The organism is Streptomyces sp. NPDC051172 (assembly GCF_040682555.1).
In the GTDB taxonomy this organism is placed as follows: Bacteria; Actinomycetota; Actinomycetes; order Streptomycetales; family Streptomycetaceae; genus Streptomyces.
The window spans coordinates 37,971-50,480 of record NZ_JBFBBE010000047.1 but is presented as its reverse complement, the minus strand read 5'-3'; the positions used below and the strand labels follow the sequence as shown (position 1 = coordinate 50,480).

General features: G+C 71.0%; 14 protein-coding genes and 1 tRNA gene. 11 read left to right on the top strand and 4 right to left on the bottom strand.

Going from position 1 to position 12,510, the window contains the following annotated elements:
• Nucleotides 1–31 precede the first annotated feature (31 nt).
• Nucleotides 32–646: a 5-formyltetrahydrofolate cyclo-ligase gene (locus AB0N07_RS26565; protein WP_365839168.1), complete on the bottom strand. Its 615-nt coding sequence runs from the start codon at nt 644–646 to the stop codon at nt 32–34.
• A 94-nt stretch (nt 647–740) separates the two neighbouring features.
• Here AB0N07_RS26565 and galU point away from each other — a divergent pair, with 94 nt between their 5' ends.
• The 7 genes from galU (at nt 741) to AB0N07_RS26530 (ending at nt 6,229) form a co-directional block, all read left to right on the top strand.
• Nucleotides 741–1,643, top strand: coding sequence for a UTP--glucose-1-phosphate uridylyltransferase GalU (gene galU, locus AB0N07_RS26560; protein WP_365839166.1), 903 nt, complete (start codon nt 741–743; stop codon nt 1,641–1,643).
• A gap of 5 nt (nt 1,644–1,648) precedes the next feature.
• Nucleotides 1,649–2,971: a gephyrin-like molybdotransferase Glp gene (gene glp / locus AB0N07_RS26555; RefSeq protein ID WP_365839164.1), complete on the top strand. Its 1,323-nt coding sequence runs from the start codon at nt 1,649–1,651 to the stop codon at nt 2,969–2,971.
• An 86-nt stretch (nt 2,972–3,057) separates the two neighbouring features.
• A complete protein-coding gene (moaC, locus tag AB0N07_RS26550) occupies nt 3,058–3,537 on the top strand; it encodes a cyclic pyranopterin monophosphate synthase MoaC (RefSeq protein ID WP_030941990.1) in 480 nt (159 codons plus the stop codon).
• On the top strand, nt 3,534–4,040 hold the full coding sequence (locus tag AB0N07_RS26545) for a MogA/MoaB family molybdenum cofactor biosynthesis protein (protein WP_365839161.1): 507 nt from the start codon (nt 3,534–3,536) through the stop codon (nt 4,038–4,040). Before moaC ends, AB0N07_RS26545 begins: the two co-directional genes overlap by 4 nt.
• Nucleotides 4,041–4,060: 20 nt before the next feature.
• On the top strand, nt 4,061–4,663 hold the full coding sequence (locus AB0N07_RS26540; RefSeq protein WP_365839159.1) for a GNAT family protein: 603 nt from the start codon (nt 4,061–4,063) through the stop codon (nt 4,661–4,663).
• Nucleotides 4,664–4,881: 218 nt separating this feature from the next.
• On the top strand, nt 4,882–6,066 hold the full coding sequence (gene glpR, locus AB0N07_RS26535; protein ID WP_365839157.1) for a gephyrin-like molybdotransferase receptor GlpR: 1,185 nt from the start codon (nt 4,882–4,884) through the stop codon (nt 6,064–6,066).
• A gap of 89 nt (nt 6,067–6,155) precedes the next feature.
• A tRNA-Ala gene (locus AB0N07_RS26530) sits at nt 6,156–6,229 on the top strand.
• Between the two features lie 117 nt (nt 6,230–6,346).
• Here the strand turns inward: AB0N07_RS26530 and AB0N07_RS26525 are convergent.
• Nucleotides 6,347–6,823, bottom strand: coding sequence for a GNAT family N-acetyltransferase (locus tag AB0N07_RS26525; protein WP_365839155.1), 477 nt, complete (start codon nt 6,821–6,823; stop codon nt 6,347–6,349).
• A gap of 47 nt (nt 6,824–6,870) precedes the next feature.
• On the opposite strand from AB0N07_RS26525, the gene AB0N07_RS26520 reads away from it, so the two are divergent.
• The gene (locus AB0N07_RS26520) at nt 6,871–7,695 is read left to right on the top strand and encodes an exodeoxyribonuclease III (RefSeq protein ID WP_365839153.1); all 825 of its coding nucleotides are present in this window, start codon (nt 6,871–6,873) and stop codon (nt 7,693–7,695) included.
• Nucleotides 7,696–7,708: 13 nt separating this feature from the next.
• Here AB0N07_RS26520 and AB0N07_RS26515 read toward each other — a convergent pair whose 3' ends face one another.
• Both AB0N07_RS26515 and AB0N07_RS26510 read right to left on the bottom strand, forming a co-directional pair.
• The gene (locus tag AB0N07_RS26515) at nt 7,709–8,344 is read right to left on the bottom strand and encodes a DUF6518 family protein (protein ID WP_365839151.1); all 636 of its coding nucleotides are present in this window, start codon (nt 8,342–8,344) and stop codon (nt 7,709–7,711) included.
• A 77-nt stretch (nt 8,345–8,421) separates the two neighbouring features.
• Nucleotides 8,422–9,063 (bottom strand): MerR family transcriptional regulator, encoded by a 642-nt coding sequence (locus tag AB0N07_RS26510; RefSeq protein ID WP_365839149.1) that lies wholly within the window; start codon nt 9,061–9,063, stop codon nt 8,422–8,424.
• Between the two features lie 151 nt (nt 9,064–9,214).
• On the opposite strand from AB0N07_RS26510, the gene AB0N07_RS26505 reads away from it, so the two are divergent.
• The 3 genes from AB0N07_RS26505 to AB0N07_RS26495 are packed head-to-tail and all read left to right on the top strand — an operon-like array spanning nt 9,215 to nt 12,509.
• On the top strand, nt 9,215–10,714 hold the full coding sequence (locus AB0N07_RS26505; protein ID WP_365839147.1) for an NAD(P)/FAD-dependent oxidoreductase: 1,500 nt from the start codon (nt 9,215–9,217) through the stop codon (nt 10,712–10,714).
• Nucleotides 10,711–11,628 carry an alpha/beta hydrolase gene (locus AB0N07_RS26500; RefSeq protein ID WP_365839145.1) on the top strand — a complete coding sequence of 306 codons (918 nt, stop codon included), beginning with the start codon at nt 10,711–10,713 and terminating at the stop codon, nt 11,626–11,628. Before AB0N07_RS26505 ends, AB0N07_RS26500 begins: the two co-directional genes overlap by 4 nt.
• Nucleotides 11,625–12,509, top strand: coding sequence for an SDR family oxidoreductase (locus AB0N07_RS26495; protein ID WP_365839143.1), 885 nt, complete (start codon nt 11,625–11,627; stop codon nt 12,507–12,509). The genes AB0N07_RS26500 and AB0N07_RS26495 overlap by 4 nt, the downstream gene beginning before the upstream one ends.
• Nucleotide 12,510 lies beyond the last annotated feature (1 nt).

Below are 12,510 nucleotides of genomic sequence, written 5' to 3'. Positions count from 1 at the left end.
GGCCCCTCCCCGCGCGCGTGGAGGGCACTTCTCATGTGAACCGCCGTACCCCGGACGGCGTCACCACCGCATGCACCGGCCGGTCGTGCGCCTCCTCCGGAACGTGCCCGACGACCTCCGAGTCGTACAGCAGCACCACCAGCGCGGGGTGGGCGTCCGCGCGCTCCAGACGCGTGAGGACGCGGTCGTACGACCCTCCGCCGCGCCCCAGCCGCATCCCGCGGGCGTCGACGGCGAGACCGGGTAGCAGCACGACGTCGGCGCCGGTCACGGCGCCCGGTCCGAGGCGTTCGCCGGCGGGCTCGAAGAGGGCCATTTTCCCGCCGTGTTGGATGCGCGCGAGGGAGCCCTCCCCGGCGTAGGCGCCCCAGTCGAGATCGTTGTCCGGGAGAAGGGCGGGAAGCAGGACGCGCACGCCCCGCTCGCGCAGCGCGTCCAGCAGCGCGAGCGTGCCCGGCTCGCTCCCCACGGAGACGTACGCCGCCACCGTGCGCGCATGCGCCAGCTCCGGCAGCCCGAGTGCGCGGCGGGCCAGCGCGTCCGCGGATTCCCGCACGTCATCGGCCGTCAATCTGTTTCTCACCGCGAGGAACTCTCGCCGCAACATTCGCTTGTCAGCCTCGGTCGCACGTCCGATGTGACTCATAGGTCGCACCCGTACCCTTCCATATGCGCTCATATGAGAGCCAATTAACCGGAGCCTCAGATTCCCAGCCAAGGCACCGGATATGGTTGCCGCCATGACCCAGTCGCACCCCAGGATCAGCAAGGCTGTCATCCCTGCAGCCGGCCTCGGCACCCGGTTCCTGCCGGCCACCAAGGCCACTCCCAAGGAGATGCTGCCGGTCGTCGACAAGCCGGCGATCCAATACGTGGTCGAGGAGGCGGTGTCGGCGGGCCTCGACGACGTCCTCATGATCACGGGCCGCAACAAGCGTCCTCTCGAGGACCACTTCGACCGCAACTACGAGCTCGAGTCCGCCCTCCAGAAGAAGGGCGACGCGGGCCGGCTCGCCAAGGTCCAGGCGTCCAGCGACCTCGCGACCATGCACTACGTGCGTCAGGGCGACCCCAGGGGCCTCGGCCACGCGGTTCTGTGCGCCGCCCCGCACGTCGGCCGCGAGCCCTTCGCCGTTCTCCTCGGCGACGACCTGATCGACCCGCGCGACCCGCTCCTCGCGCGCATGGTCGAGGTCCAGGAGCAGCGCGGCGGCAGCGTCATCGCGCTCATGGAGGTCGCGCCCGAGCAGATCCACCTCTACGGCTGCGCGGCCGTCGACCCCACCCATGACGCGGACGTGGTCAAGGTCCACGACCTGGTCGAGAAGCCGGCCGCCGCCGACGCCCCGTCCAACTACGCGATCATCGGCCGCTACGTCCTCGACCCGCACATCTTCGACATACTGCGCAAGACCGAGCCCGGTCGCGGCGGCGAGATCCAGCTCACCGACGCCCTCCAGCAGCTCGCGGCCGACGAGAAGGTCGGCGGCCCGGTGCACGGCGTGGTCTTCAAGGGCCGCCGCTATGACACCGGCGACCGCGGCGACTACCTGCGTGCCATTGTCAGACTCGCATGCGAACGTGAAGACCTGGGCCCGGACTTCCGGACCTGGCTTCGCAGTTACGTAGCCGAGGAGATGTAGCAACGTTGAGCAGCGCCGCGCCCCGCACCACCGGCCAGGACCACCTCTGGTCGGTGGACGAGCACCTGGAGGACATCCTCACGACCGTCCGCCCCCTGGAACCCATCGAGCTGCAACTCCTCGACGCCCAGGGCTGCGTCCTGGTCGAGGACGTCACGGTGCCGGTGTCACTGCCGCCGTTCGACAACAGCTCCATGGACGGGTACGCGGTGCGGGTCTCGGATGTCGCGGGCGCGAGCGCGGAGTTCCCTGCCGTCCTGGCCGTCGTCGGGGACGTCGCGGCGGGCCAGGCCTCCCTGCTCCATGTGGGCCCCGGCCAGGCCGCCCGCATCATGACCGGCGCTCCGCTGCCGCCCGGCGCGGAGACCGTCGTCCCCGTCGAGTGGACCGACGGCGGTCTCGGCGAGGGCCCGGCGACCGGTATGCGCGCCCGGTCCCTGGCCCCAGAGGGCGCCGAGGGACATGTGCACGTGTACCGCCCGGCCGAGGCACGCGCGCACGTACGTGCGAAGGGCAGCGATGTGAAGTCCGGCGACCGCGCCCTCGAGGCCGGCACGGTCCTCGGACCGCCGCAGATCGCCCTGCTCGCCGCGATCGGCCGCGGCACGGTACGGGTGCGCCCTCGCCCGCGCGTGGTCGTCATGTCCACCGGCAGCGAACTCGTCCAGCCCGGCGAGAAGCTCGGCAGCGGCCAGATCTACGACTCCAACAGCTTCGCCCTCACCGCCGCCGCCCGCGACGCCGGCGCCATCGCCTACCGGGTGGGCGCCGTCGCCGACGACGCGGAGACCCTCCGCTCCACCATCGAGGACCAACTGGTGCGCGCCGACCTCCTGGTCACCACGGGCGGCGTGAGCGTCGGGGCGTACGACGTGGTCAAGGAGGCCCTGTCGTACGTCGGCGACGAGGACGAGCCGGGCAGCGGCATCGAGTTCCGCAAGCTCGCCATGCAGCCGGGCAAGCCCCAGGGCTTCGGCTCCATCGGCCCCGACCACACCCCGCTGCTGGCCCTGCCCGGCAACCCGGTGTCGTCGTACGTCTCCTTCGAGCTCTTCGTCCGCCCCGCCATCCGCACCCTCATGGGACTCGACGACGTGCACCGGCCGCGCACCCGCGCGACCCTCACCGCCCGCAAGGCGCTGACCTCGCCGAAGGGGCGCAGACAGTTCCTGCGCGGGACGTACGCCGACGGCTCGGTGACCCCGGTCGGCGGCGCCGGATCCCACCTGGTCGCGGCCCTCGCGCACGCCGACGCACTGATCGTCGTCCCCGAGGACGTGGAGTCCGTCGAGCCCGGCTCCGAGGTGGAGGTCGTCCTGCTCGGCTGAGTGCTCCCTGCCCGCGGTACCGTGTCGCGCACAACAGACCCACGCGCCGCACCGCGAGGGGCCCGGACGGGAGCGCCACACAACCAATGAGTACGGACGATCGACTGACCCACATCGACGACGCGGGCGCCGCCCGCATGGTCGACGTGTCCGGCAAGGACGTGACCGCGCGCACCGCCCGCGCCAGCGGACGCGTCCTCGTCTCGCCCCGAGTGGTCGAGCTGCTGCGCGGCGAGGGGGTCCCCAAGGGCGACGCCCTCGCCACCGCGCGCATCGCGGGCATCATGGGCGCCAAGCGCACCCCGGACCTCATTCCGCTCTGTCACCCGTTGTCGGTGTCCGGTGTGAAACTGGACCTGTCGGTCGCGGACGACGCCGTCGAGATCCTGGCCACCGTCAAGACCACGGATCGCACGGGCGTCGAGATGGAGGCCCTCACCGCCGTCTCCGTCGCCGCACTCACCGTGATCGACATGGTCAAGGCGGTCGACAAGGGAGCGGTCATCACGGACGTACGGGTGGAGGAGAAGACGGGCGGCAAGTCGGGCGACTGGAGCCGGACATGACGTATCGCGCTCTGGTCGTCACCGCCTCGAACAGGGCGGCCGCCGGTGTCTACGAGGACAGAGGCGGCCCGCTGGTCGCCGACTGCCTGAAGGGCTTCGGCTTCGCCGTCGACGGACCGCAGGTCGTGCCCGACGGGGACCCGGTGGAGGCCGCCCTGCGCGCCGCCGTGGACTTTGGCTACGACGTGATCGTGACCACCGGCGGCACCGGCCTTTCACCCACCGACCGCACGCCCGAGGCGACGCGCGCCGTGATCGACCACGAGGTGCCGGGCATCGCGGAGGCCATCAGGGCGTTCGGACGGGACAAGGTGCCCACCGCCGCGCTCTCCCGGGGGCTGGCCGGAGTGGCGGGAAGCACGCTGATCGTCAATCTGCCGGGCTCCACCGGCGGGGTGAAGGACGGCCTCGCCGTCCTGGAACCCGTCCTGGTCCACGCCGTCGACCAGATCCGCGGCGGCGACCACCCCAGACCCGGCTCCACCAGTGGGGGTGCGAGCTGAACAGCCCATCCTGGCCCGTCGTGCTGACGGACGGCGACATCGTCCTGAGGCCGATAAAGCTGCGCGACCAGCGGGTCTGGCGCGAGGTCAACCGGCGCAACCGGGACTGGCTGCGCCCCTGGGAGGCGACCATTCCGCCGCCCACTCCGAGCGGGCCGATCGCGCACCGGCCGACCTACCGCCAGATGGTCCGGCATCTGCGGTCGGAAGCGAACTCCGGCCGGATGCTGCCGTTCGTCATCGAGTACCAGGGGCGTCTGGTCGGGCAGTTGACGGTCGCCGGAATCACCTGGGGCTCCATGTGCTCGGGCCACATCGGCTACTGGGTGGACGAGTCGGTGGCCGGACGCGGAGTGATGCCGACCGCCGTGGCGCTTGTCGTGGACCACTGTTTCCGTACCGTCGGACTGCACCGCATCGAGGTCTGCATTCGCCCGGAGAACGGGCCGAGCCGCCGCGTCGTGGAGAAACTCGGATTCCGTGAGGAGGGCCTCAGACCGCGTTATCTCCACATCGACGGAGCCTGGCGCGACCACCTGGTCTTCGCTCTCACCGCGGAAGAGGTCCCCGACGGGTTGCTGAGCCGCTGGCAGCGGGCACGTACTCGGGGGAATCCCGCATAACCCGGGAGGCCGGAAGGACGGGAAGCCCGAGAAGTCCGGAAATTGAATACGTGTTCGAAATTGATCGAGTGGCGATCGCCTCAAGGCGCTAAATTCACGCCCTCGGTGGGGTGCTGATCGCATCGGTCACAAAAAAAGTTCGAAATATCAGCCAGATCGTGCGACACACCGGCTCAATTGGCAGATGGCCTCACGCAAACCCCTCTACCGTGTGAGGCGTGAGCAGCAGCGGCCTCATCTACGCAGTCATTGTCGGGGCCTGGGCCGCCTACTTGGTGCCGATGTGGCTCCGTAGGCAGGACGAGCTGAACGAGGCCCGTCCGACGGAACGCTTCAGCACCGCCATCCGGCTGCTGTCCGGACGGGCGGGAATGGAGCGCCGGTACGCCAAGGACCTGCAGGCGCGCTCCACCGAAGAGGGGGAGCCCAGCGCCGGTCGTCCGGACGTCGTCACCGACTCGGTGGACGTCCGGGCCTTCGCCATGCCTCCGACCCGTCCCCAGGCGCGCGCGGACGTACCGGCACAGGCGCAGGCGCCGGCGCGCGCGCAACCGGCGCGAGAACAGGCGGAAGCCCCGGCACCCGCGTCGGCCCCCGCCCCCGCGCGGAAACGGGTGCCCGCGGCCCGGCGTTCCCCCTCGGAGGAAGCCGCCCTGGCGCGCGCCCGGCGAATGAAGGCGCTCGCGCGACGCCGGCGCACCACCGTGATGCTCTTCATCGCGTTCACGCTCGGCGCGATCGTCGCCGCGGTCGGAGGGCTCGCGTTCCTCTGGGCGCCCGGCGTGCCCGCCGTACTGCTCAGTGCGTACATCGCATATCTGCGCTCCCAGGAGCGACGCCGGTTCGCCTACCAGATGGACCGGCGCCGGGCCGAGGACGCCGCCGAGCGGCTCCGTGAGCGCGCCCGCCAGCCGCGCCGCCGCACGGCCGCCACCGAAGCGGACGCCGACGAATCGGACGAGGGACCGGCGCAGGACGCCGACTCCGGACTGTCCGCGCTCGCCGCCGACCGACGTGCCCTCGTCGAGCAGACCGACCACGCCGAGTGGGTGGACCAGCAGCGCGAGCGGCAGCGGCGGCCCGGGCACGGGGACAGCTGGGACCCGGTGCCGGTGCCGTTGCCGACGTATGTGACCGCGCCGGTCGCTCCGCGGGCCACCGCGGACGTCGACCTCGGGGCGCCGGACACCTGGAGCTCGGCACGGTCGGGCTCCGTGGCCCGGGGCCAGGAGACGCAGGCCGCCGAGATCGCGGAACCGGCCCCCGCGGAGGACAAGGCGGACGACGACGGGCGCAGTGACGCCCGCCGGGCGGCTTCCGCGCGGCGGGCCCGGGAGCGGGGGCGCACACCGCTGTTCGACCAGTACGAGGACGGCGAGCGGCCCCGCGCGGCCAACGAGTAGCCCCCCGACCTGTGCCGCTGCCCCGGCGGCAGGCCGGGAACGGATTTCCAAGCACCCGGATCGGGGTGCTAGAGTTTCACTCGTTGCAAGGGCCTGTGGCGCAGTCCGGTAGCGCACCTCGTTCGCATCGAGGGGGCCAGGGGTTCAAATCCCCTCAGGTCCACCGCAACAACTGGTCAGGGAAACCTGAGGCAGTTGATGAGATCCCGTCCGATCGGAAGATCGGGCGGGATCTTTGTTGTGTCTGACGCTGTGCCTGACGTTCCGTCAGGCAAGCCTGTCACAGCTCCTTCGCGAAGCACCGGCTGCTGTCGTACGACCGGTAGTAGCCGAACTTCTCGCAGGGCTCGTAGCCGCTGGACGCGTACAGGGCGATGGCCTCCGGCTGCTTCGTGCCCGTCTCCAGGACCATCCGCAGGCGGCCGGCGGTGCGGGCGTCCTCCTCCAGGGCGGCCAGGATGCGCCGGGCGAGTCCGCGGCCGCGCGCCGCCTCCACCACGTGCATCCGCTTGACCTCGGCGTCCCCGTCGAGGTTGCCCTCGTCGTTGGTGTCCTGCGCGCGCCAGCCGCCCGTGGCCACGGGGGTGTCGTTCTCGTCGTACACGATGAAGTACACGCCGTTCGGCGGCTCGAAGTCCGCCGGGTCCAGCGATGTGGCATCCCCGCCGTCGCCGTAGCGCACGTGGTACTCCGCCTGGACCTCGTCGTTCAGCTTGACGGCATCCGGGTGGTCGAAGGAGACGCGACGTATAATCATGTGGGGAATCGTACGCCTATGCATAGAGGGGGTCCGGTCTCGATCCAGTGTGCCGGTATCGTTCCCGCGTGCTCACTGTGACCTCCGTCAATGTCAATGGACTGCGCGCCGCCGCGAAGAAGGGCTTCGTGGAATGGCTCGCCGGCACCTCCGCCGATGTGCTCTGCCTGCAGGAGGTGCGCGCCGAGCCGCAGCAGCTGCCCGAGCACGTGCGCACGCCCGACGGCTGGCATGTCGTGCATGCGCCGGCCGCCGCCAAGGGCCGCGCCGGTGTCTCCCTCTACACCCGCCGCGAGCCCGACCGCATCCAGGTCGGCTTCGGCGCCGCGGAGTTCGAGACCAGCGGCCGCTATGTCGAGGTCGACCTGCCGGGCGTCACGGTCGCCTCCCTCTACCTCCCCTCCGGCGAGGTCGGCACCGAGCGCCAGGAGGAGAAGTTCCGCTTCATGGACGAGTTCCTCGTCCATCTGAAGGCGCTGCGGGAGCGCGCCGCCGCCGGCGGACGCGAAGTCGTCGTCTGCGGCGACTGGAACATCGCCCACCAGCCGGCCGATCTCAAGAACTGGCGCGCGAACCAGAAGAACTCCGGGTTCCTCCCGGAGGAGCGGGCGTGGCTCACCCGGGTCTTCGACCCCGAGGACGGCGGCTACGTCGATGTCGTGCGCGCCCTGCATCCGGAGGCGGAGGGGCCGTACACCTGGTGGTCGTACCGGGGGCGGGCATTCGACAACGATTCGGGCTGGAGGATCGACCTCGCCGTCGCGACCCCCGGGCTGGCCGCCCGGACCGTCAAGGCGGTCGTGGAACGGGCGGCCACGCATGCGGAGCGGTGGTCGGACCATGCTCCGGTGACGGTGACCTTCGAGAGGTGAGGCCCCGGCGGATTCACGTCGACACGTGCTGCAGGGGCAGCTCGATGACGGCGTAGGCGATCCCCGAGAAGGCCAGTGCGGTGAACAGCGCCAGGGCCCGTTCCCTGTGCCGACGTGCCATCAGCAGCGGGATGCCGACCAGGAGTGCCGCACAGGTCCAGGCCTGCGGGGCGTAGTGGAGAACCCACGCGTACCGGATGGACTCCATGCCGAACACGCCCGCCAGTGCGGCCAGTGCGACGACTCGACGGGGTGCGGTGCGTCCGCACCGCCACCACGCCCCCGCGGCACCGAACAGCGGGCCGCTGAGGAGCGCCATCGCCAGCCACACCAGCGGCCAGAACGGACTGCCCATGCCGTTGCGGCCGAATTCGGCGTAGCCGTAGTAGCCGACGACCAGGCCGATCGTCGTGCACAGGCCGGTGAGCGCCGGCCTGCGGAGCGCCGGATGCCCGCCGGCCATCAGCGCGCCCGCGGCGAACGCCGGGACGCACCACACCGCCCCGGAGTTGGCGATCTGGTTGGAGGCGCCGGGGAGCCCGCCCTGGGCGAGGTTGGTGAGAATGCCGAGGCCGACTCCTGCCAGTGGCGCGGATATCCACCACCGGTCCGGCCCGAGGGTCGGGCGGATGCCTGTGCTGAGCGTCATGGGCGCGACTATACACGGCATCTATACGCAAAGTGTATAGACGGCGTCGCAGGTGGGTGGGAGGCCCCGGGGGAGGGCTATCCCCGCTTGCGCAACCGCCGGTCCAGTGCCAGCGACAGTTCCGCCTCCACCACGCTCCGGGCCAGAGGGCGCAGACGCTGCAGGTCCTCCTCGCCGGCGTGGCGCAGGACCAGTTCGGCGAACATCTCCGCCAGGTCGTCCACGTGTTCCCGGACCTGTTTGCCCGCTGCCAGGACTTCCGTGAGCGGGATGCCCTCGCTGACCAGGGCCGAGGAGACGTCCAGGAGGCGGCGGCTGATGTGGACGATCTCGTCGCCGTCGGTGCCGAGGTAGCCGAGGTCGAGGGCGGCGGCGAGGTTCTCGGGGGTGACCTGGCCCTCGAAGCGGGCGGCGAGCTCCTCGGGGGTGAGACGGACCGGTTCTTCCTCGGTCGGCTCGACGCCCAGGAGGTCGGCGACGTCCCGGCCGTGATCGAGGGCCTCCGCCAGTTCCGCGATGCCGGTGAGGGTGTGACCGCGTTCCAGCAACGCCGCGATCGTGTGCAGCCGGGCCAGGTGGTGGTCGTCGTACCAGGCGATACGGCCCTCGCGGCGGGGCGGCGGTATCAGTTTGCGTTCTCGGTAGAAGCGCAGGGTGCGTACGGTGATGCCGGCCAGGCGGGCCAGTTCCTCCATGCGGTACTCGCGCTTCTCGGTCACGGTCGCAGCCTATGTTGTACCGCCGGCACCCGCGGCGGAGCCGCTGATGTCACAGTCCTGCCCTCCCACCCCTACCCATCGGTACGGAGCTGCTCTACGCTCCCATTGCGCCAGTGTTCACTGGCGCAGTCGCGGGAGGAAGGGCGTCGGCATGGCTGAGCGGGAGCATGTGCGGGTGGCGGTGATCGGGTCCGGCTTCGGCGGGCTCGGGGCCGCTGTGCGGCTGCGGCGCGAGGGCGTCACCGACTTCGTCGTCCTCGAACGGGCCGGCAGCGTGGGTGGCACCTGGCGCGACAACAGTTACCCGGGGTGTGCCTGCGACGTGCCCTCCCACCTCTACTCCTTCTCCTTCGCGCCCCATCCCGGCTGGCCGCGCACCTTCTCCGGGCAGGAGCACATACGTGCCTATCTGGAGCACGTCACGGACGTCTTCCACCTGCGGCCCCACATCCGCTTCGACTCCGAAGTGAAGATGATGACCTGGGACGGCGAGAAGCTGCGATGGGAGATCGAGACCAGCAGCGGGTCGCTGTCCGCGGATGTCGTCGTCTCCGCGACCGGCCCGCTGTCCGACCCGAAGGTGCCCGACGTCCCGGGGCTCGACTCCTTCCCCGGCAAGGTCTTCCACTCCGCCCGCTGGGACCACGACTACGACCTGCGCGGCAAGCGCGTCGCCATGGTGGGGACGGGCGCCTCCGCCATCCAGATCGTGCCCGCCATCCAGCCCGAGGTCGGCCGGCTCACCCTCTTCCAGCGCACCCCGCCCTGGGTCATGCCGCGCGTCGACCGCGCCATCAGCGGCGCCGAGCGGGCCCTGCACCGCGCGCTGCCCTTCACCGCGCAGGCCCGCCGCGGACTGCTGTGGGGGATCAGGGAGCTGCAGGTCCAGGCGTTCACCAAACACCCCGACGAGCTCGGTTTCGTGGAGCAGTTGGCCAAGCGGAACATGGCGCGGGCCATCAAGGACCCGGCCCTGCGCGCCAAGCTCACCCCCGACTACCGCATCGGCTGCAAGCGGATCCTGCTGAGCAGCACCTATTATCCGGCGCTGGCCCGGCCCAATGTCGACGTCGTGGCCAGTGGGCTGAGCGAGATCCGCGGGTCGACCGTCGTCGCCGCCGACGGGAGCGAGGCCGAGGTCGACGCGATCATCTTCGGTACGGGGTTCCATGTCACCGACATGCCGATCGCCGAGCGGGTGGTCGGCGCGGAGGGCAAGACCCTGGCCGAGGCCTGGAAGGGCGGGATGGAGTCCCTTCGGGGTGCCTCCGCCGCCGGGTTCCCCAACTGGATGACCATCATCGGGCCCAACACCGGCCTCGGGAACTCGTCGATGATCCTGATGATCGAGTCGCAGCTCAACTACATGGCCGACTTCTTGCGGCAGTTGGACGTTCTCGGCGGCCGCGCCGCCCTCGACGCCCGGCCGAGCGCCGTCGACGCCTGGAACACGCGTGTGCAGGAGCGCATGAAGCGGACGGTGTGGAACACCGGCGGCTGCACCAGCTGGTACCTCGACCCGAGCGGCCGCAACACCACCATCTGGCCGGGTACGACGACCGAGTTCCGGCGGGCCACGCGGCAGGTGGATCTCGCCGAGTACGAACTGCTCCGGGCGCCCGCCGAGCAGAAGGCGGAGGTGGACGCGTGAGCCGGCTCATGCACGTCAGGTCCGGGCCGTACGCCCCGCCCACCCCCGTCCGCGAACTCGTCGCCGTCTCCGCCGACGGCGCCCGGTTGCATGTGGAGGTGCACGGACCCGAGAGCGCGCCCCCGGTCGTCCTCGCCCACGGCTGGACCTGCTCCACCGCCTTCTGGGCCGCGCAGATACGGGACCTCGCCGCCGACCACCGCGTCATCGCCTACGACCAGCGCGGCCACGGACGCAGTCCGGCGAGCCCGGCGTGCAGTCCGGACGCCCTCGCCGACGACCTCGAAGCCGTACTGGAGGCGACCCTCGCGCCGGGTGAGAAGGCCGTGATCGCCGGGCACTCCATGGGCGGTATGACGGTGATGGCGGCGGCCACGAGGAAGAGCTTCCGGGAGCATGCGGCGGCCGTACTGCTGTGCAGCACGGGCTCCTCGCGGCTGGTCGCCGAGTCGACCGTCGTACCACTCGGGCCCGGGCGGCTGCGGACCTGGCTCACCAGGCACGTCCTCGGGGCGCGGGCGCCGCTCGGACCGGTCACGCCCCTCGCGCGGCGGATCCTCAAGTACGGGACGATGGGGCCGGCTTCGGCGCCGCACATGGTGGAGGCGTGCGCGCGGATCGTGCACGCGTGTCCGCGCAAGGTGCGCCACGCCTGGTCGCAGGTGCTCGCTCTGCTCGATCTGGACCATGGCGTACGGGAGTTGAGGGTGCCGACGGTTGTCGTCGTCGGGACGGCGGACCGGCTCACCCCGCCCGTGCAGGCGCGGGCGCTGGTGGCCGCGCTGCCGAACTGCGTGGGCAGCACCGAGCTGCCGGGGCTCGGCCACATGACCCCGGTGGAGGCGCCGGAGCTGGTCAGCGGCCGTATCCGGGAGCTTGTGACGACGTACGCAACGATCAAGGAGGGCGCATGAGCAAGGTCAGCCTCGAAGGACAGGTCGCCGTCGTCACGGGCGCCGCGCGCGGTGTCGGCGAGCTGCTCGCGCGGAAGTTGTCGGCCCGGGGTGCCAAGGTGGCGCTGGTCGGGCTGGAGCCGGACGTCCTCAAGCAGGTCTCCGAGCGGCTGCACAGCGACAGCGACCACTGGTACGCCGATGTGACGGACCATGAGGCGATGGCGCGAGTGGCACGGGAGGTCAAGGAGCGGTTCGGGAAGGTCGACATCGTCGTGGCGAACGCCGGTGTCGCCACCGGCGGTCCCTTCGTGGACTCGGACCCCGAGGCCTGGCGGCGGGTGATCGAGGTGAATCTCATCGGGTCCGCGGTGACTGCCCGCGCCTTCCTGCCGGTTCTGATGGAGAGCCGCGGCTATCTGCTGCAGATCGCCTCGCTCGCCGCGATGACTCCGGCGCCGATGATGACCGCGTACTGCGCCTCCAAGTCCGGTGTGGAGGCGTACGCGCACAGTCTGCGGGCCGAGGTCGGGTACAAGGGCGTACGGGTCGGGGTCGGGTATCTGTCGTGGACCGACACCGACATGGTGCGGGGCGCCGACCAGGACGAGGTGATGCGTGAGCTGCGGCAGCGGCTGCCGTGGCCGTCCAGCAAGACGTACCCGCTGGGGCCGTCCGTGGACCGGATCGTCGCCGGGATCGAGCGCCGGTCGAGCCATGTGTACGGGCAGTGGTGGCTGCGCGGGATGCAGGGTGTGCGGGGGTATCTGCCGGGCCTCATCGGGACGGTGGGGCAGCGGGAGATGCGGCGGTTCGGGTCACGGTTGGAGGGCATGCGCTCGGGGCTCGTCGGTGCAGGTGGGGCGGCCGACGAGGAAGCCCGCGCTACGCACCGTAGTTGAT

Excerpts from the sequence above, each read along its gene's own strand:
- AB0N07_RS26515 (WP_365839151.1), bottom strand. The coding sequence starts at position 8,344 with ATGACGCTCAGCACAGGCATCCGCCCGACCCTCGGGCCGGACCGGTGG.
- AB0N07_RS26545 (WP_365839161.1), top strand. The coding sequence starts at position 3,534 with ATGACGTATCGCGCTCTGGTCGTCACCGCCTCGAACAGGGCGGCCGCC.
- moaC (WP_030941990.1), top strand. The coding sequence starts at position 3,058 with ATGAGTACGGACGATCGACTGACCCACATCGACGACGCGGGCGCCGCC.
- AB0N07_RS26525 (WP_365839155.1), bottom strand. The coding sequence starts at position 6,823 with ATGATTATACGTCGCGTCTCCTTCGACCACCCGGATGCCGTCAAGCTG.
- AB0N07_RS26505 (WP_365839147.1), top strand. The coding sequence starts at position 9,215 with ATGGCTGAGCGGGAGCATGTGCGGGTGGCGGTGATCGGGTCCGGCTTC.
- AB0N07_RS26565 (WP_365839168.1), bottom strand. The coding sequence starts at position 646 with ATGAGTCACATCGGACGTGCGACCGAGGCTGACAAGCGAATGTTGCGG.
- galU (WP_365839166.1), top strand. The coding sequence starts at position 741 with ATGACCCAGTCGCACCCCAGGATCAGCAAGGCTGTCATCCCTGCAGCC.
- AB0N07_RS26495 (WP_365839143.1), top strand. The coding sequence starts at position 11,625 with ATGAGCAAGGTCAGCCTCGAAGGACAGGTCGCCGTCGTCACGGGCGCC.